This is a genomic window from Pseudonocardia autotrophica (genome assembly GCF_003945385.1).
GTDB lineage: Bacteria > Actinomycetota > Actinomycetes > Mycobacteriales > Pseudonocardiaceae > Pseudonocardia > Pseudonocardia autotrophica.
In genome coordinates, this window is the sequence record NZ_AP018920.1 from 5832154 (window position 1) to 5857973 (window position 25820).

Consider the following 25820-nt stretch of genomic DNA (forward strand, 5'->3'; position numbering starts at 1 on the left):
CGGCCCGACGGTCCAACCCGGAGCACGCCGTCGTGACCGGGTCGACCGGTGCTCCACCGGCCCGGCCGGGCCCGCCGGGCCGTCCACCCCGGCCACCCGCGCACAGACCCCCGCGCGGGCGCCGGTCGACGCCCGCCCCGGACGGTCACCGATCGACTCCGAAGTGGTGAGCATCACAGTTCCTCCGAGCCCTGTCGCCGCTGCTGCGCCGGGGTCGTGACGCCCGCGCCGGGATCGCCGGGCAGTGTCACCAGCGCGGCCGTGGCGTCGTCACGGCGGCCCGCGTCGCGGGCCGCGGCGATGAGCGCGGAGACCGAGCCCGCCGGGTCGTCGTGCCGGATCAGGTCGGCCACCGGCGTCCCGCGACGCTCGATCGCCGACCAGGCGCCGTCGGTGAGCAGCACCAGCGTCCCCGGGCCGGAGACCTCGTGGGTCGAGGTGACCGCCCCGGACCGGCGGTCGGCGCCCAGCCAGCGGGTCAGGATCCCGCCCCGCAGGTGCGGGGCGTTCAGCGCCTGCGCGGCTCCGCCCCGCGGGACCCAGTAGGCCTGGACGTCTCCCACCCAGGACACGGAGATCGTGGCGGCGGCCGCACCGCTGTGCGGCGCCACCCGGGCGACGCCGAGCGTGGTCGCCGGCGCCCGACGCCCGCGGGTGCCCGCGCCGAGCCTGCGGACCTGGACGTCGGCGGCGGCCACCGCGGCAGCGGTGTCGGCCCCGGCACGCAGCGTGCCGGCCGCTGCGGTCACCGCGACCCGGGCGGCCTCCTCGGAGCGGGGGGTCGAGGAGAGACCGTCGGCGAGCACCGCGATCCCGTCACCGGCGACGGTCGCGGCGTCCTGGTTGGGCCGGTGGGTGAGCCCGCCGCTGGTGCGGGCGGCCGCCGGCAGCGGCCCGGCCACCTCGACCAACCCGCCCCCGCGACGATCGGGCAGCACGGTGGCGCGGCCGTCGGCGGGGTCCGGGCGGCTGCCCGGGCCGAGCTCGGTACCCAGCCGCTCGTGCGCGACGAGCGCCATCGCCACCCGGCGTGTCCCGCCGAGCGTGCGGTCCAGCTGAGCGGCCCGCGCATGCCGCACGGCGGCGCTCAGCACCCGCAGCGCGGCCACGGCGTCGGCCACCACCGGCTCCGAGCGGTCCCGTGTGAGCGCGGCGGTCACCGTGCGTGCCCGGGCGACGGCCTCGGCCAGCTCGTCGGCGGCCGGCGGGTGCACCGGATCGGCGCCGGGGCGACGGGCCAGCGCGGCCCGCGCCGGAGCGAGCAGTCGCAGCTGGTGGTGCGCGACGATCTCGGCATGCCGGCCGGCCCGCTTCGCCTCGGCGAACCGGGCATGCGCGGCGCCGATCGCCTCGGCGAGTGCGACGTGCGCGTCGACCGCGGCGTCGACCGCGGCGGACCGGGCCGCCGCCGTGATGGCGGCCTGCGAGCCGAGCGGGCCGTGCCGGTCGGCGGCAGCGGTGTGCCGGGCGCCGGCCCGATCGGCCCGCCGGTTCGCCGCGAGCGCCGCGGCGACGGCCGGGGCCAGCTCGGCACGCACCGAGCGGACGCTGGGGACGGTGCGCGCCGAGCGCTCCCGGTGCCGCGGCCCCGCGGTCGGGGCCGGTGCGCCGGCATCCGCGCCGGTCGGGGCGGGGCCGGCGGACTCCGGATCGGTCGGGTCCGGGACGGCGGCCGCGCCGGGATCGGCCGGCGGGCGGCGGACGGCGCCCAGTGGGGTCGCCCCGGACCGCCACCACTCGCCGGCCAGTGCCGGGCCCCGGCCGACGATGTTGCGCAGCCCGTCGAGCGGGTGGCGCACCACCAGTGCTCCGGCGCGCAGGACCTCCACGAGCTCGCGGCGGGTCCGCTCCCCCGCCGGACCGGCCGACCACGCCCCGGATGCTCCCCGGTCCGGACCGGGCGCAGCGAGAGCCTGGTCGGGGGCCGTCCGCAGCGCGTGCCGCAGCTCCCGCGGAGCCCGCTGCCACCAGGCCCGCAGCTCGGCGTCCGCGCGGTAGCCCGCTACGGCGTCACCGGTCACCAGCCCGTCGCGGGCCAGTCCGGCCAGCGCCGTCCGCACCGCGGGGTGCCGTCCGCCGTAGCGGTCCAGATAGCCCCGCACGGTCAGCGCCGCAGGCTCCCCGGCCAGCGTCAGCAACACCTCGGCCGCGTACGGATCCACCGTGGACAGCTCTGCTGCGGACCGCTCTGTTGTCGACGGCCCCCTGTCACCCGAGCCCCGTGCGGCGATCCACGCCCAGCGTCCGCGCTCGTCGCGCCGGTCCCGCAGCCGCTCGGTCCACCGGCTGCGCCGGGCCACCACCAGCTCACCGGCCCGGCCGAGCAGCCCGAACACCGCGACCACGCCGGCCCGGTCGGCGTCGGCGAGCCCCGGTCGCGGCACCCCGTCGAGCAGCGCGTGCCGCCGGTCGTCGACGAACCGGACGACATCGTGCAGCGGGTCCGGATCGGCCTTGCGGCTCTTCTCCCGGGCGCGCCGTTCGTCCAGGTCGGTACGGGCGTTCAGCAATGCCCGCTGGTCGCCCCGTCCGTACCGGGTGAAGTCCTCGACCAACGCGTGCACCAGGTCGCTCTGCGCGTCCAGGTGCGTGCGGCGCAGCGACCGCCTGCGGTCGGCCTCGGCGACGAACCGCGCGACCGCACGGGCGGAGCCGGGACGCTCACCGCCGCGGCGGTCCGCCACCGTCTCGGCGACCTCGACGACGATCGACACCGCGGCCCCGAGTCCGGGGTGCCCGTCGAGCCCGTCGATCGCGCGCAGCCGGTCCGCCAGCACCGGCAGCGCGGCCTCGGCGCTCAGCACCTGGTGCTCCTCGCGGGCCGCGGCCGCGGCCCGCTCGGCATCGCGCAGGCCGCCGATCGGTGCGACGTCGCTCGGCTCCGCCGGGCGCAGCGCCACCCCGTGCCGGTGCGCCCGGGCGGGCAGCACGGCGAGTCGCCAGTCGACCTCGGTGACCAGGCGGCCGACCAGGGTGGCGCGCTCCATCGCCGACAGCGTGTGCAGCGACCGGCCGGGCACCGGGTCGCCGATCGCTCCGAGCATCCGGCGCAGGTCGTCGTGCAGCAACCGGGCGGCGTCCACGGTGCGCCACGGCCCGGGCAGCAGCGCCCGGACCCGATTCCATCCGGTCGGGCCGCGCGCCGGGTCCACCCCGCGGGCCGGCTTCTTGTCGGCGTCCGCGTAGTTGATGTTGGTCCGGTCCCGCAACGCGTTCCCCGCGAGCACCACGCCGAGCGCGGTCACGGCCTGTGCCGCCGTCACGATCCAGGACCGGCCGGTGATCCAGGGCCGGACGACCAGGTAGAGACCGGTCGCGCCGAGCATGCCGTCGAACTTGCGGAACTCGTTGTGGGTCACGTCCGGGCGCTGCAGGCCGGCCAGATTGCGGCGCAGCCACCACGCCCACTGGACTCCGGCGGGGGTGTCGGCCGTCTGCAGCCGCCGGGCGGCCCATGGGGCGAGCCGCTGCGCCACCCAGCCCGTCCCGGCCAGCACCACCGGGCCGTTCAGGTAGCCGAGCAGTGTCGTCAGGGCGAGCCCGGCGCTCCAGCTCACCGGGCCGGACGCCGCGGAGGAGGTCCCCAGCGTCAACGCGAGCAGCGCGGCGGGCAGCGCCCACAGGCCGGCGCTGATCGACTCGTAGACCCGGTTCAGGCCGACCGACTTGGTCTGCACACCGGACGCGGTCGCCGCCGACACCGAGAGGACGAGCAGATACCCGGCGTCGAACGCGGGCCCCGCCGGGAACCACGCCGCGGCGGCCAGCCCGCCCAACCCGGCCACCGACGCCGCCAGCACCGCCGAGCGCACCGCCTGCAGGCGCACCGCGACCTCGGTGCCGCCGACGCCGGCCTTCGCCGAACGCTGCAGCACGACCCGGTAGACGATCGCGGCGACCAACGCCGCCCCGAACACGCGTGGCTGCGCCCGCTCCCAGACCGCGGTGGCGCCGCCCGCAGCGGCCATCCCGGTCACCAGCAGCACACCGGCGAGGGCCCCGGTGGCCCCGGCGAGCAGTGCACCGCGCAGCGGCGGGGCCCGGCCGTGGCGCACCCACCGCAGCATCCGCAGCGCCAGCGTCGCCGACGTCACCAGTGACGCGCCGGCCGCGACCGCGCCGACGGCGGGCCAGCCGACGAGCACTGCTGCCACCGCGGCCCCACCGGTCGTCCCGGCCAGCCCGGCCAGCGTCCGAGCCGCCCGCGCCCGGTGCGCCACGACGTCGACGATCACCGGCCTGCGGTCCCGCCACCCGGCCACCCGGTCGGCCGCCCACAGCGCCGCCACCGCCGCTCCGGCCACCGGGCCGCGGCCGCGGGCCGCCGCGACGACGGGCCCGGCCCGGCCGTCGGCCGCCGCCGCACGCACGATCGCGTGCAGCGCCGCCCTGGCGGTGTCCACCGCGGCGGCCGCCGTGGGCACCGTGGACTGCCTGGGCGCGATGGGCGCGGTGCTGTGGCCGGCCCCGGTGAGGTCGCGTGGGCTGTCCGCGGCCCGCTGTGCGGCCCGCAGGTCGTACGCCGCAGCCGCCACGGCGAGTCCGTCGATCGTGTCGCGCACCGGACGCCGCGGCGGGTCGGGCAGCACCCGGTCACGGACACCGCCCGCGAACCTCTCGAGCGCATCGAGCCACCGCTCGACGGGCGTCCGGGTGCCCAGCAGCCGGGCGGTCCGCGGGTCGAGCCCGCGCAGCGCGGCCACCGCCGCCCGGGTGGTCCCGGTGTCCCAGCGCTCGCCGGTCCGGCCGCTCCAGTCGCGCACCGCGGCCGTCGCACCGGCCCCGGTGCGTCCCGCCCGGACCAGCGCCCGGACCGTCTCGTCGGTCCGGCCGGGCCCACCCGGTCCGGCCCGGACCGCAGCCGCCGTCAGCTCGGCGAGCCGCACCGTCACCGGCGACGGCGGCGTCCCGGGCTCCGGCCACATCGCGTTGATCAGGGCGAGCGCGCGGGCCCGAGCCGCGGAGTCACGGCCACCGCGACCGGTCCCGAGCTCGACCGGCCTCGGCATCTGCGGCAGTGCCAGCCAGGCCCGTGCGGCCTGCGCCGCCGGGCGGGCAGCCGCGGCCGCCGCCCGCAGCTCGGCCCCCGTGGCCGCGCCCCGAGCGGCCTCGGCCCGCCAGCTCACCCGGCTGCCCCGTGCTCCGTCGGCGGGGCGGCCGGCCCGGCTGAACAGTGCCGCGTTGTCGTGCGCGTGCCTGCGCACCGCCCGCTCGGACTCCTGACCCCGGGCGGCACTCCGCCGGGCCCGCTCGCGCGGCGGGCCGTCCCCGATCGGCAGCGCCGCCTCCGCCTCCTGCCGCAGGTAGCGGCCGGCGGCACGGTCACGCAACGATCGGTACATCGTGTCCCGCAGCGTGTAGCGGGCCAGCTCCCGCCCCGACGCGGGGCGCCCGAACAGGCTCAGCCCGCTCCGGTCGATGGCCGCCCGCAGCGGCCCTGCCGGCGCGGCACCGAACCCACCGGTACCGGCCGCGGCACGGCTCGCTTCCCCGGAACCACCTGTGGCCCGGCCTGCGTCGCCGGAGCCACCCGCGACCCGACTCGCGTCACCGGGACCACCCGCAGCCCGACCTGCGTCGCCGGAATCGCCCGGGCCGCTCGCACCATCGGGATCGGGTGCCGCCGGGGTGGCGCCCGGTGTACCCGGACCGCGACCGCCCGGGCCACCGCCACCCGGCCCGGCGGGTGCGCCGGACGACGGCTCGTCCCCCGGCCCGTCATCGCGGCGGCCCGCACCGTGCACGGTCAACGCGGCCGCCACCCCCGGCCGGACGGACGCCCCGAGCAACGTCGCCACCGTCGCCCCCGCGTTCCCGGACTCCACGAGCGGGGCGAGCGACAGGCCGAGATCCTCGATCGCCGCGGCGGTCCATCCGCTCAGCACGAGCACCGTGCCCCGGCCGGTCACGTCCTGCTCGACGGTGCGGGCCCTGGCCGCGCCGTCGGGGAGTGCCGGTGCGTCGACGCCCAGCCAGCCGGTCAGCACGCCGGAGTGGCCGTGGCCCGCTTCGAGCAGCGTCGCGTCGCCGCGCTCGGGCACCCAGTAGACCCGCAGGTCACCGACGACGGCGGCCGTCACCGTCGCTCCGCCGCGGCGCGGGATCACCCGCACGGCCGCGATCATCGCGCGCGGGACCACCGACGCGGGCCTCGACCGGCCCGGATCGGCGGGCACGATGCCACCGCTGACCGCGGCCTCGGCCGCCGCCACCGCGGCAGCGAGGCCGCCCGCCGGATCGCGGGTCGTCCCGCTCGGGGCGGCGGCAGCAAGCCCCGAGCCCCGGCCCAGCACCGCGCGGGCCGCCTCCGCGGCCGCCGACACAGCAGGCGAGGAGTCCCCGGCCCCCGGCAGCCCGGTCACGACGACCAGCCCGTCGCGGGCCGTCGACACACGGGCGGTGATCTCCCGTCCGAGCAGGCCCGACCCGACCAGCGACGACGTGCGCAGCCGGCCGTCGCCGTCGACCGGGGCCGCGGTGGGCAGCAGCGACGGCGCCCCGGCGGCGTGCAGTCGTGTGACCAGGCGGTCCCCGAGGAGGATCGCGACGCGCAGCTGCGCCGACCCGACGAAGGTCTGCCGGTGCGCCACCTCATCGGCGCGGGCCCTGATCTCGTGCAGATCGCGCAGCACGCGGGCGCCCTCGCCGACCGCGCCGGGCCGGTCGGCGTCGAGATCGGCCAGCACCGCCCTGGCCCTCGCGATCGTGTCCGGCAGCAGCTCGCGGACCGGGACCTCCCGCGGCGTCGCGCCGACCCGGCGGGCCAGCACCGCCTCCGCCGCGTCGACGGCCTCCTGCCGGTGGTGGCTGCGGACCTCGCCGCGGGGTTCGCCGAGCGCGGCGAGCCGCGCGACCTCGGTGCGGACCCGCGCCAGCTCGGACCGGAGCACGGTCATCGCCGCGACCTCGGCGGCCGAGGCGGCCCGGGCCTCGGTGGTGGTCCGCAGCGGTGGTCCGCGTGGGCCGCCGGCCATGGACGTGAGCAGCCGGCGGATCACGTCGTCGCGGAGCCGGTCGGCGTACCGCTGTGCCAGGAGCGCGGCCTCGGTGGCCGCGGTGAGCCGGGCCAGCACCGTCCGTGCGTCGGCGGGTGCCGGGGCTGCCGCACGTCCCGTCGTCGCGGAGCCCGGCGGCACCGACACGGTCGTCCCCCGGCCGGCCGTACCCGGGTCGGCGGCACCCGGCTCGGCGGACGACCGGGCCGGGGGCCCGGCGCGGACCGCGCCCGGGCCGCGGTGCGCCGGCCACCACCGGACGGCCCGGGTCGGCGCCTGGAAGATCACGTTGCGCAGCCCGTCGACCGGGTACCGGCCGGCGAGCGCCGCGCCCCGGGCCAGCTCGACCAGAATCCGGTGCCCCCGCTCGGCGACCGGCAACGACGTCCAGCCGTCCTGCTCGATCGTCGGGGCCGGAGCCGGTGCGGGATCCGGGCCGGACCGCTCGCCCAGCAGCTCGATCCCCGACGAACCGGCGGCTCCGAGCAGGCCGGCCCGCAGCGCCGCGCGGAAGACCGGCGGCGCCTTCCGCCACCAGGTCCGCAGCTCGGGGAGCACGCGGTATCCGGCCTGCGGGTCCCCGACCAGCAGCCCCCGGTCCCGCATGCTCTCGAACAGCTCCTGCGCCGTCGCGCCGAAGCGCTCCGTATAGGCCTCCGCGGTGAGCCGGGCCGGCTCACCCGCCAGGTTCGCCAGGACCTGCAGCTCGGGCGGGGCAGCAGGCGTCCCGGCCCGGCCGCCCTCGGTCCACCGGAGATGCTCGGCACGCTGGTCGCCCCGCCGGGCGGCGATACCGTGCCGCCGGATCCGGACGGCCTCACCCGCCCGGCTCAGCACCGTCAGCGCCCGGGCCGTCCGATCCCGCTGCTCGTCGTTCCAGCGCCGTCCATCGGCGTCGGCGCGCGGGCCCGACCGCCGACCGCCGACCGCGGTCAGCCGGTCGGCCAGCAGCTGGAGCGCGTTGTGCAGCGGATCGGGATCGAGCTTGCGCAGCGCCTCCATCGCGGCGCGGCCACGCGCACTCTCCAGCGCTGCGTCGACATCGCGGTACCGGTGCGCGTCCGGGGCGCCGGTATGCCCGCCGGCGCGGCGCAGGAGTTCGCCGAGCAGCCGCTGCTGGATCCGCCGGTGCTCGGTCCGCAGCAGGTTGCGGTGCTCCAGCACCGCCCGGAACCGGGCCGCCGCCTGCGGCGTCCCGGCCTGCGCTCCGTCCACCCGGGCCAGCGCGTCGCGCAGGATCCCGGCCGCTGCGCGGTGTTCGGGATCGGTGGCCCCGGGCCGGTCGCGCCGCTCGGAGTCCGTGGCCAGGAGCCGGTCGAGGTGCCCGGCGAGCACCGGCAACGCCGCCCGGAGCACGGTGGCTTGGTACTCCTCCCGGGCCAGGGCGTAGCGCCGCTCGGCCGCCCGGAGCGCGGCCGGTACCGGGTCCGCCATCTCCGCCCGGGTCAGCCGGATCCCCTCGACGTCGGTGCGCGCCGGCAGCGCCGCGACACCGGCCGCCAGCTCGTCGGCGAGGATGCGGACCAGGTTCTCCCGGCTCTGCCCGGTCGATCGGGACAACGGCCCCGCCCTGCCGGGCAGCACCGCCTGCACAGCGGTGTGCAGCTGCTCCAGCGCGGCCGGTCCGCGGGTGCCGGGCAGTACCGCCCGCAGCCACCCGAGAGCACCGAGCGGGGCACGGGCCGGGCGGATCGTCCGGACCGGCTGCGACCGGGCGTCGCCGTAGTTGAAGTTCACCCGGTCCCGCCAGCGCGTGACCAGCACGAAGCCCACCCCGGTCGCGGCGATCCGCAGCCCCGTCTCGACCGGGGAGCTCGCATCGAGCATCGGCCTGGTGAGGACGTAGATCGCGGTCATGAACACGACGGCGTCGAGCTTGCGGAACTCGTTGACCAGGTCCGCCCCGTGCAGGCCACGGATCGACAGCCGCCATCCCCACGCCCGCTCCCGCTCGGCGGCGGTCCCGGCGTGCTGCACCCGCGCGGCGCCCCGCGGACCGAAGCGTTCGACGATCCGGTCGTGCGCCCACACCAGCACCGGGCCGGACAGGACACCGAAGGCCGCGATCGCGGCCCCGTCGAGCAGCCAGATCCACGGCCCCGGCGCCGGGGTGCCGCTGCCCAGCACGACACCGAGCCCCAGTGAGCCCGCCACCATCAGCGCGGTGACCACCACGTCGGAGATCCGCAGTGCCCCGGCCCACCGGGTCTGCACCGCCGAGACCAGCGTCGGCACCAGTGCCGCGGCCGCGTAGTACAGGATCCCCGTGGTCGAGCCCGGCGGGAAGACGACGTTCAGGCCGAGCACGCCGAACGCGGAGACCGTCGCGGCACGCGCCGCCGAGCGGCGGGCCTCCGTCCGCGCCGAGCCCTCGGCCCCGCCGTCGCGTACGAGGGACTGCCACTGGACGGTGATCCGGTAGACGTGCCACGCCTGGATCGGCACGGCGAGCAGCCGGGGCACGGCGTTGGCCGCGGCGCCCGACGCGCCGAGAAGGATCTCGGCGAGCCCGATCGGCGCCAGCCCGGCGACGGCCGCGTACAGGGTCGCGACCACGACGGCCCGGCTCGGAGGACCCCGCGCCTGCCGGCTCCCGATCCACATCCGTACCGCCGCCACCCCGACGACCACCGACACCAGCGCGCCGGCCGTCGGGAGCGCATCGAGGATCCCGGCCCGCACCAGCTCGGCGCCGCCGATCCCGAGGAGCAACCCGAGCGCACCGGCCCGCCAGGCCGCCAGGCGTCCCTGCCGGGTCGGGCCGTCGGCGGTCGGCGGGCTGATTCCCCAGCGTGCGTGGATCCGCTGCCCGAGTACGACACCCTGCGCCGACAGCCGGGCGATCCCACCGGCCACCGCAGCCGATCCCCGGCCGAGCGGCGACCGCTGCACGCCGATGTGTCGTGCCGCCTCCGCGTCGGCCTCCCGCAGGCTGTCGGCGGCAGTCCGCAGCGCCGTGAACTCGGGCAGCGGCTCGAGGAACTCGGTCACCTTCTCGGTGAAGGTCGCTGCGGCCGACCGGTCCGCGGGGCCCGGCACCCGGGCGCCGTCGAGCAGGCCGGTCACCTGCGTCCGATCGAGCCCGGTCGACTCGACGAGCACGCCGACCGGATCGTGGGCTCCGTGCTGCTCGACCAGGTCCCACAGCGCGGCGCGCTCGGCGTCCAGCCGGGAGGCGAGCACCTCCTGCTGCCGGCCGTGGATCCCGGCGGCGACGGCCCGGCGGAACTGGGCCCGCGAATGTGTGAGCAGGATCCCGGCCTGCCGGGATCCCTCCCGGACCGCCGTGGTCGCGGCGGTGACCGGCCGGGTGGCCGCGGCCCGGCGGCCGGTCTCGGCGAGACCGGCCGAGGCGCCGTCCACCAGCGGGCGGACGACCCGGTCCGGTGCCGCACGCAGCCACCCGTGCACGGCCCCGGTGCCGCGACGAAGACCCGAACCCGCCGCTCCCGCACCGCGGCGCAGGTCGGCGCGGGCCGCCCCGGCCCACCGGTACCCCGCCGCCGTGGCCCGGTCGGCCGGGTCCGCCCAGCGCTCCCCCGGCGGCGCGAGCCGCAGCCCGCGGATCGTGTCCCGGTCGAGCTCGCGTACGGCGGCGACCAGGTCTCCGAGCATGTGTCCGGTCCAGTCGAGACCGTGTTCGGTGGCCCATTCCCGCGCCGCGCGGCGCGCCGTGCCGACGTCTCCCGCACGGACCGTGCCGACCAGGGTCCGCAGCTCCGTGTGGAGCCGCCGGAACACCGGGGCCCCGTGCCCGGGGGCGATCGCCCCGAGCAGCGCCGGCACCGCGGGCCGGGGTGCCTCCGACGCCGGCCACAGTGCGTTCACCAGGCCGAGCACGCGGGCGGCGGCAACCGCCTCGCTGCCGGTGAGCCCCGCCGTGACCGGTCCGGGGCGGGGGATCTCCGGCAGCTCCAGCCACACGCGGGCGGCCCGCGCCGCCGGCTCCACCCGGGCGTACTCGGCCCGCAGGCGGGCGCTGCGGGCCAGCGGGCCCGCCACCTCCGCCCGCCAGCTCACCCGGGCGCCCCGCTCGGCCGGACGCCCGGCCCGGCTCCGGATCCGGGCGGACTCCCGGTCGTCGAGGGACAGCGCGGCCCGCAGCTCCGCCTGCCGGGCGACCAGCTGCCGTGCCCGTACCGGCATTGCGGCCGATCCGGAGCCGCCGGGTACATCGGCGAAGAGTGCCTGCAGCGCATCCCGCTCGCGACGGGCCCGCATCCCGCGGATGCCGAGCGCCGCCCGTTCCCGCGTCAGGTCCGGATGGCCGCCACGCCGGGGGCCACCGTCGCGGAGCGGGCCACGGTCGCCGCCGGGCCCGCGCTGCGTGGCGACCGCCGCACGACGGGCCGACCGGTCGGGATTGCCGCCCCGGCTCACGACGTCCGTGCTCCGGAGCCTCGACCCGGTCCCGGTCGGCAGGGCGGCCAGCTGCGCGGCCACCGCGGTCGCCGTGGCGCCGCCCCAGCCGAGGTCGTGCCGGTCGGCCCAACGCTGAACGGCCCGCGCCGGGTCGACGCCCCGTGCGGTGGTGAGCAGGCCCCGCACCTGCGCCTCCAGCCGGCGTACCGGCCGGAGCCCCCCGTCGTGCAACGCGCGGTCGAGCAACCCGGCCAGCTCACGTGTGCTCGCCGGGGCAGCCGTGCCGGGTGCCCGGTCCCAGGCCTGGTTGATCACGCGGAGCACCCGGAGCGCGGCGGCGGCCTCGGCCGGGGCCCGCTCCACCAGGCGGCTGGTCCGGGTACCCGGCTGCACGCGCCGATGCCCGCGGATCGTCGACAGGGCCGGCGGGATCGCGGCCGGCTCCACGGCCGCAGCATCGGCCGCGGCGCGGGCGGTCACCCGCACGGAGCGGTCGGCCCGGCGTGCCCGGTGGAACGACGCGATCTCCGCGTTCAGCGCGTGGACGGCCTCCAGCCGGCGTGCCGCCCACCCGTGTGCACGGTCGTAGTGGGCGACGCCGTCGGCGGTCACCCGGGTCGGCTGGTGCTGCCCGATCCACTGCCACTCCTGGTCGGAGAGGCCCTCGGGCCGCTCCCGCACCACGATCCGCCCGGTGCGTTCGAGCCTGCCGGACACGGGATCGCGGAACTGCTCCCGATCCTGCTCGCGCAGCACGATCGTCACCGGCGAGCTGCGCTCCAGCATGGTCAGCACGTCGTAGCCCGCTCCGGCCCCCAACGGCCGGGACGGCCGAGCGCCCCCGGTCGGGCCGATCCTGGGCCGGAACGACTCCCGGATGTTCTCCGTCCACAGCACTCCCCGCAGTGGTGGCTGCAGCGGCGTGGGCCGCTCCGGATCCCCCGTCGAACGCCCGGTGGCCGCATGCCCGGCGTCGGTGGCCGCGGCCGCCGGCCGCTGTCCGGTCGACGCCGCGGTGTCCGCCGCGGCCGCCGCCCGATCGACGACCGCCGAACGGCCGGGGCCCGGGGCCGGGTCCGCGGCGCTCACCGTGGCCGTCGACAGGCTCTGCCGGCCGGTCACCCCGGCCGTCGGTGCGATGTCGGCGGGACCGACCATCAGGCTGCCGGTCAGGAACATCGTCGCCAGCGCGCCGCGCGCGGCGGGCGCCATCCGCGCGAGGCCGCCAGGGGTGCCCGGATCGGCGGCGGCTCCGGGCGCGGGCCGGCCGGCGTCGACGTCCCCGGGGCGCCCGAGCTGCCTGGCGCCCTCGGAGTGTCCGAGCCGATCGAGGATCACGGCGTGGTGTGCGTCCTGCGCCCGCTGGTAGGCGGCCGCCGCCGCATCGAGCCGGCGCTCCCCACCCGGTGTGTGCCGGCCCTGCTGGGCCGCCGTGAGATCCGCCGAGGCCTGCCTGACGAGCGCGCCCGGTGTCGGTGGGGCGGCGGTCGCCCTGGAAACGCCGGAGCCGCCGGTCACACCGGAGGCGCCCGGAGCACCGGCCACCCTGCTCACCCCGGAGACACTCCGAGCTCCGGCCGCCCCGCTCGTGCGGGGGATGGCCGTGGCCGTGGCCGTGGCCGTGGCCGTGGCCGTGACGGGACGCCGGAGAGCCGCCGGATCCGGCAGCGACGGCATCGCCCGGGGTGCACGGCCGGTCGTCGCCATGTGCTCGAGCGCGATCCGGGACCGCCCGGCCTGTTCGGTCTGCAGCCGGCCCTGCGGTGTCATTCCGTGCGTGCGCGCGATGGCCGCCGGCGCCCCCAACGACGCCACGCCGGTGAGCAGGTCGTCGGTCCCCTGAGCCCGCTGGACCGGCCCCATGTGGTCCCAGTTCTGATGCAGGCCCAGCGCCTGCTCGGTGACCAGGTACCCGGACGTCGCCAGCGCGGCGTTGTTCATCCGCTGCCCGGTCGTCTGCGCGGCCAGCGCCGTGCTCGCCGACCGCTGGACCTGCGCGGTCGAGCCCGGCAGCGTCGCCGCCGTCGCGGCGTGCCTGCTGTGCATCCCCGCCCGGACGAACGATCCCGCGGCCCCGCCGGCGAGGGCGGTGCTGCCGATCGACAGCCAGCTCGCCCGGGCCGCGGCGGACTCGCGTGGGTCGATGCTCTGCCGGTTCCCGTGGCGGCGCATCAGGTTCCGGCCCTCGTCGGCGAACCCGACGACCGCGGTGCCGGTGAGGACGGCGACGCCGCCGCCCTTCGCCACCGCCGCCAGGGTGGTGGCACCCACCCCCTGTAGTCCCGGTGCCGCCATGAGCGCCCCTGCACCGATGACCGCGCCCCCGAGGTAGACCTTGCCGCGGTGACGCTCCCACGCGCTCAGGTGACGCCCGGCGGTGGAACGGACCCCGGTGGCCGCGTCGTCGCTCCAGTCGTCGTGCAGCAGGACCCGGGTGTCCGGGGAGAAGATCTCGTTGCGAGCCAGGAACTCGTTGGAGTTCGCCCAGGTCGCGCCGGTGCTGTCGACGTAGCGGGTGGGGTTGCCGTCGCTGCGCACGCGGTAGACGTACTCCGTGCCGAACAGCTGGCCGTGCTGGAACTGGATCGGTATCCGGGTGACCGAGGCGTCGCCGCCGCCGACCTCGTCGACCGCGTCCCGGATCGTGCCGGGGAGGTCGGCGACCTCGCCGGCGGCGAGCACCTCTCTCGTCCCCTGCGCCTCGTCGAGCATCTCCTCGGCGGTACCCATCACGGCCAGGGCGGCCAGCTGGTCCTCGCGGCTCCCCGTGATCCCGAGATCGGCGGCGTACCTGCCGAGTCTCGCCGACTCCGTGGCATCGAGCCCGTCGTACCCGGCCTGCCTGCCCGCCGACCGGGCCGCGAGGTAGATGTCCTTCCGTCCGGTCGAGGGGAGCTGATAGGCCGGATCGCCGAGCGCGGTCCCGGGGGTACGCGCCCAGCCGTCGCCGACGAGGATCGCGTACTCGACACCGAGCGCGTCGGCGAGCTCGGCGTAGCGTCCGGCGAGCCGTTCCTGCCGGGGGTCACCCGAGTCCGCCAGCATGGTGGCGAGATCCTCCGCCTCGCCCTGCAGCGCGTTCCTCGCCTCCAGCCGGTCGGCCAGGTCGGCGTCCCCGGCCGTGCGGAGGGCCTCGATGTCGGCAGGACGGAACTCACGCAGGTCCCCGCCCGACGCGGCTGCCCCGGCCGCGCCGAGGCGTTCCCGGGTCGCGTCGATCCGGTCGGCGGTCGCCGTGATCGAGCGCACCTCGGCCTCGATCGCCGCGCCGCGCCGGTCCAGGGCCGCGCTCGCGGCGTGGCCCGCGGCGCCGTCGCCCCCGATCGACTCCGCCCTGTTGTCGTAGGCGACCACCGCGCGTTCCAGGGCCCGCTCCCGACCGGCCAGGTGCACGGTGCTGATCCGCGCCGCATGCGCGGCGGCGCGGTCCTCGGGGGACAGTGCGACGGCTCCGGCGGCCGGTGCCGACGCCGCGTCCATCGCCCTCATCGCGGTCTCGGCGTCCGCCGGGTCGAACTCGTTCCCGAAACCCTGGGCCGAGCTGTCCACGTCGCCGATCTGTGGCGCACGAGCCGAGTTCACGATGGTGTTCGCCCGGGCGAGGTCCGGATCCGACGCGGCGACGATCCGCTCCTCGATCACCGCAAGGTGCGGTGCGAGCTGCCGCTCGTCGGCTGCGGTGAGGTGTCGTCCGTCGGTGAGGCGCCGGGACTCGGTCAGCGCCGCTGCGAGCTCGGGATCCCGCTCGGACTCGGTGGCAAGGTACTCGTGGCGCACGCTCAGCGCGCCCGCCATGGTGAGGACCGCCCGGGTCCGCTGGCGCCCGGTCGGCTGCGGCAGCGCCGCCTCGTACGCTGCGGCGGCCTGCGGATCCTCGGCGTAGAGATCAGCCAGTGCCGCGGCGTCCAGCATCGGGAGCGGAGCGCCGGGCTCGAGACCCAGTTCCTCGGCCAGCGCGGCGTCCACCGCGGAGTCCGTCGCCGGCCGGGTGAAGGTCGGATCGGCGCCGAGCTGCCACTCGACCGACGGTTCCTCCCAGCCCAGGTCATCGCCGGCGTTCCGCGCGCCGCACCGGTCGAGCCCGGCAACACAGGCGTGGCCGAGGTTGTGGACCGTGCCGTCCTCGTCGATGTAGGGGTGCAGGGCCAGCCCCTCGCCGTGGAAGGTGCCACCGTAGGCGGTGTCGATCCGGCACTCGTCCCCGAAGCAGGTCGATCCGCGATCCGCACCGGGGCCGTAGTCCTGCCCGATGGCGCACCCGCGCGCCATCGGCTCGCAGTACACGGTGTTGCCCCACGGATCGGTCCAGCGGACATTGTCCTGGGCACCGCTCGCGGTCAGGTGGGCCGGCCACATCGGCTGGTAGCTCCCGTCGACCGTCACCGGGATGTCCATCGACGACCAGACGTCACCCTCCCCCGGGCCGCCGTACCAGTCCGGGACGTCCACCCGGCAGGCTCCGACACACTCGATGCGGCCCTCGAATCCCGCCCCGTCGGGGGTGGTCACGACCAGTCGGTTGCCGGCGTTGGCGGCGTGCCATGTCGCGACGTCGTGCGCGCCGCCCGGCGTGTCGATGGTCTCGCGCCCGTGGTTCCACCGCTGCGCATTGCTGCCCAGGTCGACCCGGTAGCCCTCGTGCAGCTCCACGAAGCCGGTGTCGCCGTGGCCGATCGCGTAGCGGCCGGGCAGCCCGTTCGCGCCCCGGGTGGTGATCGTCGAGACGTCCCGGCCCGGGAGGGCGAACCCGTCGGCGTGAACGACGTCGCCCTCGGCGGAGGTGAAGGTCCCCTGCCCCTGGAAGGCGATCCGGGCCGGGCTCCCGTCCGGTCCGCGGCCGGTGATGTCGGCCCAGCCGCCGTTCGCGACCAGGAGGTCCCGCGGGGCATCCGATCCGGCCCCCTGTGGCGCGCCGGCCCACACGCACGGGCCGGTGCACCGGGTCCGCATCCCACGGTCCGGCGTGCTCAGCCGGTAGTCGTGAACGGCACCCGCCTGCTGCTGCGCCCCGGTCGGCCGGTAGACGACGGTCTCCCCCGTCCGCCCGTCGATCACCCGGCCGGCACCGGCCACCCGGCCGCCGCCGTTCCCGTCGGCGTCGCGGTAGAGGGTGACGCCGTTGCTGCCCCGGACCCGATCGCGGTCGTCCGAGCCCCGCTCGACCGGCATCTCCCCGCTGAACCCGCCGTAGGGGTTGTAGCTGACCCGCTCCCCGCCGTCGGTCTCCAGCGTGGCCCCGCCCATGCACGGCGTCGGGCAGCTCTCCCGGACCGGGTCCTCGCCCTCCTCCTTGACTATGAGCACCGGGTTGCCGTCGTCGTCGAAGTAGCCCCCGACACCCCGCTCGGCATCGCCCAACTCGTCCAGCGGGATGCGGTCACCCGACTCGCCGCCGCCCTGGGCCGCGGCCTGCTCGCTCAGCGACGGCGTGGTCGCGGTGAAGCTGTTCGAGCCGCTCTGGGTGAAGTTCGCACAGTTGCCCCAGCAGGTCGCACCGCCACCGCCGCCGGGCCCGGCCTGCGCCCAGGCGGCGACACCGCAGCTGCCGTTGCCGGAGCCGGAGCAGGTGCCCTGGCCGTGTGCGTTCCACACCCCGCCCGGCTCGTCCCAGGTGGGGGCGGTCGCCAGACTGTCGGACGCCACCGCGTGCGCGGTGTAGCTGCTGGTGCAGTTCGCCGCACCGCTGCAGGACGCGCCGGCCTCGGCCCAGCCCGGGCCGGCGGTGGCGAACGCGGTCACCGACACACCACCGGAGCCCTGACCACCGCCGCCGGAGCCCGAGGCGTGCGCCTGCGCCCAGCTGCCGCTCGGGTCCGAAGCCGACGCCGAGGCCGTCGCCGAGTACGAATGCCGGCAGTTCGCCGCACCCGAACACGACGCCGACGCCGACGCGTACCCCGGCCCCGCATCAGCCGACGCCGACACCGACACACCACCCGAACCCTGACCACCACCACCCGAACCCGACGCGAACGCCGACGCCGAATTACCCCCGAACGACGCCGCCGCCGACGCCGTCGCCGAGAACGAATACCGGCAGTTCGCCGCACCCGAACACGACGCCGACGCCGACGCGTACCCCGGCCCCGCATCAGCCGACGCCGACACCGACACACCACCCGAACCCTGACCACCACCACCCGAACCCGACGCGAACGCCGACGCCGAATTACCCCCGAACGACGCCGCCGCCGACGCCGTCGCCGAGAACGAATACCGGCAGTTCGCCGCACCCGAACACGACGCCGACGCCGACGCGTACCCCGGCCCCGCGTCCGCGGTGGCCGTGGTCATGACCTGACCGGCGCCGGTGCCGCCGGAGCCGCTGCCGGCGGCGGAGGCGGTCGCGGCGCCGCCGCCGGCGGAGGCCGAGCTGGACGCCGAGTAGCTGTGCCGGCAGCCGGAGCCGGCGCTGCCCTCGCAGACGGCGGCGGCCATGGCGTAGTCGGGCGTCGCGTCGGCGACGGCGCTGGTGGCACACCAGCCGGATCCGTCGCCGCCCTCGCTGCCGCAGCGGGCATTCGCCCGTGCGGTGTTGCCGGCCGCCGACGAGGACTCGGAGGACTCCGCCGAGTAGCGGTGGGTGCACTCCGCACCCGTGCAGCTCGCCGAGACCTCGGCGCCGTGCGGTCCGGCTCCGGCCCGGCTCACCCCGACGCACGAGTCCTCACCGCCGGTGCAGTCGGTCTGTGCTCGGGCGGCGTTCGCGCCGTGCACCGCGCGGGCATCGGTGCGGGTGGTGCACCCCTCGCCGGTGCAGGACGCCGTCACCTCCGCGGTGTCGTCGGCCGCGAACCCGGCGCTGCCGCTGAGGCAGCCGCCGTCGTCGGAGGTACAGGCGGCGGTGGCGACACCGTGTGCGACGCCGTCGCGGGCCGGCACGGCGCCCCGCTCCATCGCCTCGGTGAGTGTGTCGGCCGGGTCGTCGCGCCCGGCGGTGCCCGACGGGTCGTCGCTGGTGAAGGTGGCACTGCGGGTCCGGGTCGCGCAGCCGGCGTCGCCGCTCGTGCAGTCCGCGGTCGCCGTGGCGGCGGTGGTCACGGCCGGGATGTCGCCCGTTGCGGCGGTGATGCTGCCCTCGGTGCCCACCGACGCCCGGCAGCCGTCGGTCCGGCCGGTGCAGGACACCTCGCCGTCGGCCAGCGAGAGGCTGGTCGGGGCCGTGCCGGGCCGGACGGTGTCGGCACCGTCGGCACTGTCGGCACTGTCGGCACCGTCCGGTCCGCTCCGGCCGCCCCGGCTGTCAGCCCCGTCCGCGCCCTCCGCGCTGCTCGCGCTGTCCGCCGCATCCGGGCGGGCGGGATCGGACGCGTCGTAGGCGGTGCGGGCGGCCTCGAGCAGCCGCTGCGCCGCGGATCCGCCGTCGGTGTCGGCGGCGACCGCGGTGTCGGCGACGGCGGTACCGCGGCAGGAGGCGTCCGGGCAGTCGAGTTCGGCGCCGGCCTCGGTGGAGGAGGTGTGTGCGACCGCCCCGTCGTCGGCGGTCACGATCTCCAGGCCGGTGGAGGCGTCGGCACCGACCGCGCAGCCGCCGTCGCCGGCGGTGCAGACGGCCTGCGCCGCGGACTCGGAGCGCCCGCCCGGTCCGGCACCGACGGCCGGCACGCTGACGGCCTCTCCGGTGACCTCCACGGTGCAACCAGGGCCCTCGCAACGCCCGGTCGCGCGGGACCTGCTCCAGGCGGCGGGGGCGTCGGTGACAGGGCTCTCGGCCAGCTCCCCGGCCTGGTCGGCGGCCTCGGTCGCCGCGTCGGCGTCGGCACGGGCGGCCGCCGCGTCGGCCGCTGCATCGGCCGCGTCGGACGCAGCCGCGTGGGCGTCGGCCCGGGCACCGGCCGCAGCCTCCGTCGTACGCCCCGCCGCACCGGACCCACCCGGCCGGACCGCAGCCCGCTCGGCAGTGTCCTCGGCCCGCTCGGCAGCGACCTGAGCCGCCTCGGCGGCCCGCTCGGCCCGCTCGGCATCCTGCTCTGCTCGTTCGGCCAGCTCGGCGGTCTGCTCGGCGAGCGCCTCGCGCTCCAGCGCAAGCACGTCCGCGACGACCTGGCCACTACCCGCGCCCGAGGTGCTCGCACCGGCGCACGCGGCATCACCGCTCCGACAGACGGAGCTCGACGATGATCCACCCGCCGGGGGACCGCGCCCCCCGTAGGCGTCCCCGACGACGTCCGGCCCGTCGGTGCCCTCCGCCGCCGTCCGCGCGGTCCCGGTGCACCGGCCCGCGCCACCGGAGCAGTCCAGCGTCGCCGACACGGTCGACCACGCCGAGGCACCCGCCACCGTCGGTGCCGCGGTCGATCCGGCGCCCGGCGACCCGCCCGCCGGCAGCGCGGGCTGCTGCTCACCCGGACCGGGCTCGGTGCGCTCGTTCTCGGCGGGTCCGCCGGTCTCCCCCTCCGACAGCACGGCCGACCCGGTGGAGTAGCCCTCCGCCAGCGGCGCGATCAGCGAGGCGTCCGGCCCGGCCGAGCCACCCGAGTTGGTCACCGCCCGGCAACCACCGGACACGCCGTCGCAGGCACCCGAGCCGTACGAGCCACGCGGATCCGGCGACACCGACATGTCGGTGCCCGACGCCGCGCTGTCCACCCGGCCGTCGCAGTACCCCTCGCCGCACTCCAGCGCCGCACCGGCGGCCGACGCCGCGGACGCGCCGCCCAGCAAGGAGTTGCCGTCCTCGCCGGCCGCGGCCGCACCGTCAGCCGGGGGCTGCTCACCGGACAGGCTGCGTGCCGCGCCCTCGCCGGTCGAGGCGACCGACACCGTCCGCGGGGCGCACGTCCCGCCACCGGCCACGCACGACGCCTGTGCCGACGACTCCCGCACCCCACCCGAGGCCGGGTCGTGGCCGGCCGCCGAGCTCGATGCCGCCCCGGCGCACCGAGCCGCGCCGGTGCAGTCGACCTGCGCCGAGGACCGCGACACCGCGGACGGCCCCGCGCCGGGCTGCTCCCCGTCGAGCACCACGTCCGGCCCGGACGACGACCGCGACGACGACTGCGCCCCGCATCCGCCTTCGGTCACCCGGCACTCACCGGATCCGCTGCTGGTCCGCGCCCGCCCGTCGTCGAACCCGGCGTCCGAGGCCGACACGCTCGTCCGCACCGAACCCGAGCATTCCACCGCACCGGCCACGCAGTCCAACGAGGAGTCCGCACGCGCCGTGCTGACCGGACCGCCCACCGTTGCGGCCGGGTCGGTGTCCCACCAGCGGACGACGGCCGGGGCAGCACCGGTCGTCGACTCCGAGCGCGCCGAACACCCACCGGCGCGGGTGTCGCACTCCGACGACCCCGACGCCCGAGTCCGCTCCCCCGCGCCCAGCTCACCGGACTCCACGTCCAACACCGGGTCCCCGGCACCGCTGCTCACCGTCCGGGTCGTCCCCGCGCCGTCACACCCGTCCGCACCGTCGCAGTCGACGGTCACCAGCGCGCGGCTCGTCGTGTCGGTCGCCGGGCCGGCGGACCCGCCCCGGCCCGGCCACCCGGCCTGCGCCACGCGCGGCGCCGAGTCCGACGAGACCTCCGCGCCGCACCGGCCGTCGGTCACCTCGCAGTCGGCGTCGCCCGTGGTCGAACGCTGCACCGGCTCCGCGCCGTCGACGGCCACCGAGCCGGACGCCCGCGTCTGCGACTCGCCCGACCCCGAGCAGCCCGCGAGCCCGGCACAGTCCACTCCGGTCCGTGCCTGGGCGCGACCGTCGAGATCGTCCGCCGCGATCTCCCTCGCCAGGAAGGCCGGCACTGGGGCGGCGGCCGGCGGCTCACCGGTCTCCGCGGCGGCGGCGACGTCGCACCCGCCGGCGGTGACCGTGCACTCGGCCGTTCCCGACGACGACGCGCGGCGGGCGTCCGGCGTGCTCGACGCCTCGGCGCCGGGGGCCGTGGATCGGGAGTCGCCGTCGGCCTCGACGCTCGCGTTGCCCGTGCACTCGTCGGCCCCACCGCAGTCGACGGTGGCGGCACCGGCCGCCGGGGTGTGGCGGTCGCCCGCCGTGGCCTCCGCGGTGACGCTGCACCACGGGCCCTCGCACTCCGCCGATGCCTCGGCCTCGCCGGTCCGGCGGTCCGCCTCGGCGACCCCGGTGAGCGACCGGTCACCACCGGCGGTGACCTCGCATCCGGGGCCGGTGCAGTCCGCGCGGGCGTCGGAACCCGACGCCGCGGCGGTCAGCCGGCAGTCACCGTCGGTCGGGTCACACACGGCGGACGCCGCACCGGACGTCTCGGTGGTCGATCCGGCGGTCGTCCCGGTCCCGGTCCCGGCCCCGGTGTCCTCGCCGGACGAGCCGGCGTTCCCGGCACACCGCCGCGAGTTCCCGTCGAGGGTGCAGGAGGCCGACGCCCGGTCGGTGCCGGAACCGACCGATACCCCGCAGGACGACACCCCGGCCAGTGCCCGGCAGTCGTCCTGCTCGATCGCCGGCTCTGCGCCCGGGCGTCCGCCGGCCGCGTGCTGCCACACGTTCCGGTCGCCGGTCCCCTCGCCGCTGTTCGCCCTCGGCGCGTCCGTGCCGGTTCGCTCGCCTGCGTTCTCGCCCGACGCATCCGTGCCGGATCCCTCGCCTGCGTTCTCGCTCGTCGCATCCGTGCCGGATCCCTCGCCGGGCGCCCGGCCGGCGCAGGACGCGAACGCCCCGCTGGTGGTGCAGCCCGCCGCCGTCTCGCCGTCGAGGTGCACGCCGGTGTCGTGCCCGGTCGCCGCGGCGAGCCGGTCGGTGTCGTCGTAGACCTCTCGGGCCCGCTCGGCGTGCGCGGCCTCCTGCTCGGCGACGACGTCCTCGTCGAGGGTTCCGGCCTCGACCCGCTCGCGCTGCGTCTCCAGACGCGCGGCGTCACGGTCGAGCTCCCGGTGTCCTTCGATCACGCCGTCGACCAGCTCGGCGCGCTCCGGCGACAGCCGGGCCTCGTCGTCGGCGACCTGCTGTTCCAGACGGCGCTGGGCCGCCCGCTGCTCGTCGTACTCGTCCTGGGTGGCCTCGCCTGCGCGCACCTCGTCGCGCAGCTCGGCCAGCTCCTCGCGGCCGTGGTCGGCCGCGATCCGCCCCTCCAGAACCCGCTCCGTCCGTGCCGCGGAGTCGTCGTAGAAGTAGTGGTTCCCGTCCTCGTCGAACGCGATCCCGAAACCACCGTACCCATGTGGGGGGCCGCGTTCGGACACCGACCGGTCACGCCCGGCGCACCCCTCGGCCCGGTCCGCGCACGCCGTTCCGCGCGCCCACCGGTCGCCCAGCAGCTCCGTGCCAGGGGCGTAGTCGGCGATCGGCTCGCCGTCGCCGGGGTCGGCCGGTCCGTCCCGCTCGTCCGGTCGGGGCGCCGGCACGGCGTTCGGCAGCTCCGGTGCCCCGGTCGCGCCACCCGCACGCTGCGGATCGATGTCGGCGGCCCGGTCGAGCGCATGCAGTGCGATGCGGAACCCGGCGTCGACCGCGCCGGCAGCCAGCTCCACGACCGCGCCGGCGTTCGGCAGCCCGCTGCGCGCTGCCCAGTCGCCGGCTCGTTCCAGTGCCTCCCCGGTGGACGCACGGACCGACTCGACCGCCTCCGCGGCGCGTGCCACGTCGCGCGACGTCACCGCCGAACGGTCCGCGCCCTGGTGCGCCGGGTCCACGACGTGGGCCCGCTCCATCGGCGGTGCGGACGGGTTCGGCGGGTCGACGACCGTGTTCTCGCCCGGCGACCGGAAGTCGGCGTCGGGGAACCGTTCCTGCCATGCGTCTGCTGTGTCCCGCGCCTCGCGGACCCGGTGCCACCATCCGTCCCGCGCCTCGCCGGCCCGGTCCATCGCCTCAGCGGCCCGGTCCATCGCCTCGCCGGTCCGATCGGTCACCTGTCCGGCCTGATCGGTCGCCTCGCCGGCCCGGTCGATCATCCGCCCGGTCCGGTCCAGCAGCTGGCCGGTTCGGTCCATCACCTGGCCGGTCCGGTCGGTCTGCTCACCGGCGCGATCCACGAGGCCGCGGGCCGCGGGGGCAGGATCCGTGCCGGTGGACACCCACCGCGCCACGTCCCGGATCATGTCCTCCGGCACGGCTCCGTCGCGGATCTCCTCGACCAGGGTGCTCGGCCACCGAGCGTCCCCCAGTACCGCGTTCCAGACCTCGGCCGGGACGGCCCCGGAGTCCCACATCGCGGTGCCACGCAGGATCTCGTCGACGACCTGCCCGACCTGCCCGACCTGCCTCGTCAGCTCGCCGTCGCGCAGGAGCAGAGCGGCTGCCTCCATCCGGGCCTGGGGCTGCGCCTGGGCCTGGGTCCCCCGGCCGGGCCCCTCTGCTACCGCCAGGTCGGTGACCGCGCGCAGTGTCTCGCCGATCCCGGCAGGCAGCGCCTGCGCGTCGGTGGCGTGTGCCCCGTCGTACAGCTCCCGGACCGCGTCGAACAGTTCCCGGTGCTCGGACGCACCGGCCAGACGCTCCGGGTCGCGCACCACCGTATCGAGCAGCGGCCGCACCGCGGCGGAGCCCGCATCGTGGAGCCTCTCGTCGGCGACGGTCCGCCACGTCGGCGCGGTGACGTCCGTGGACAACTGCCGCGCACGATCGGCCACCTGTGCTCGGGTCTCGTCGACGGCCGCATTCGCCTGTGCGTGGGCCTCGTCGACGGCCGCGCTCACCTGGCCGAGCAACTCGTCGACGCGGTCGGTGTCGATCCGGGTGCCGTCCCGCAACAGCTCGCCGAGCTCTGAGCGGATGTCGTCGTGCGGCAGCCCCGCACCGGCTGCCCCGTCGGCGAACGTCTCGATCGTTCCCGGGTCCAGGTCGCGGATCAGCTCACCGGCCCGTTCCGCGGTCGCCGGATCCCATCCGACGGGCTTGCCGGACTCTGCCGCAGCAGGCTCCGACCGCTCAACGGCATCCTCGACGACGTCGCGGATCGCGTCGGCGTCGACCTGGCCACGGTCCGCGTCCACAGCGGCACGGATCCGCTCGGTGAGGTCCTCGCCCCGGGCGGTCGCCGCACCGGCGATCCGGTGCTGCTGCTCCTCGGTCCATTCGACCGTGCGGTCCGCGGCGGAAGCCGCGATCTCCGCACCGGCCGCGCCGTTGCTCCCGCCCTGCCCGACCCGCTCGACGGCGGCGGAGGCCCGACGGAGAGCGGACTCCACCCGTTCCCCTACGAGGTGGCCGGCCCGCTCGACGCCGCCCTCCGCGCGCTGCTGAGCCTGCTCCGACAACTCCGCGGCGCGCTGCGCTGCCGAGGCCGCGTGCTCCTCTGCTCGCTGCCGTGTCTGCTCCTCGGCGCTCGCCGCCTGCTCCACCGCGCGCTCTGTCCGCTCTTCCGCACGCTGCACGGCCGAGGCCGCCCGCTCAGCGGCGGACTCGACCCGCTCGGCGGCGCGGCGCTCGGCGGCCTCGGCCCGCTCGGCGGCCCGGCGCTCCGCGGACTCGGCAGCCTCCGTCACGCGCCGCTCGATCTCCGTGCGGTCGACGGCAGCCGCGGTGACGTCGTCGACGACGTGCTCCACCCGGGACGAGATCCGCTCGGCGATCCCGTCGAGCTCCGGCGCCGCGTCACGGACCGCCGTCTCGACGGCCCGCTCTGCGTCGTCCCGAATCGCGCCGACGTCCACCGGCTCCGCGGAGCGGTCCGACGCGTGCAGCTCGTTCGAACCGTCCGGTCCCGGGGCGGCGTCGGAGGTCTCCGACCGGTCGGAGGTGGTGACCGACGACGTGTCGGTGGAGTCGTCACGAGCCTGACGCTCGTCGCGAACGGGCTGGGTCGTGGGCGGCTCCCGGTCCGCGGTCGCCTCGGACCCGTCCGGGGATCCGGTGCGCGATTCCGGAGTCGTGGCGGAACTGCGCTCCGACGCGGAACCGTCCGACTCGTCCGAGTCACGGAAACCGCGATCGGCGCCGGAGCCCTCTTCCGGATCCGACTTCGCGCTACCGCTGGAGTCACCACCGCGAGGCGGAGCATCCCGTTTTCCGGAATCGCGCTCCTGGTCGGCCGACTCACCCGAGTCACCATCTTGGTCGCCTGAATCGTCTTGCCACTCATTCGAGTCGTCGGAGCCGGCATTCCACCCACCCGAATCACCGGACGCTTCGGTCCAGTCATTCGAGCCGCCGTTCCACTCGCTCGAACCGTGCGAGTTCTCCTCGTCGTTCTCCGATTCGCCACCCCGGCCGTCCGAGTCACCGGAATCACTCCACTCACCGGAGTCATCGCTCCAGTCACCCGAATCACCGGAGTCATCGCTCCAATCACCCGAATCACCGGAGTCCTCGGAATCCCCACCGTCGGAGTCCTCGTCGCCCGAGTCGCCCGCTGTCACGTGGGCAACCGGCTGGACGACCGCCGCACTCGACTCGGACCCGGTGGACCAGGCTGCCGCGGCCACCCCCAGCACGAAGCCGACCAGCACGACCGCACGCAGCAGGACCGCCAGGACGGTGCGGCTGCACCGTCCTGCGATCTGCACCATGCCGGTCATGGGAGGACTCCGCTCGTCAGGAGG

General features: G+C 77.2%; 1 protein-coding gene. It reads right to left on the bottom strand.

From position 1 onward, the window contains the following. Positions 1-173 precede the first annotated feature (173 nt). Positions 174-25796, bottom strand: a complete 25623-nt coding sequence (locus Pdca_RS35825) for a hypothetical protein (RefSeq protein WP_166665863.1) — start codon at positions 25794-25796, stop codon at positions 174-176. Positions 25797-25820: the final 24 nt, after the last annotated feature.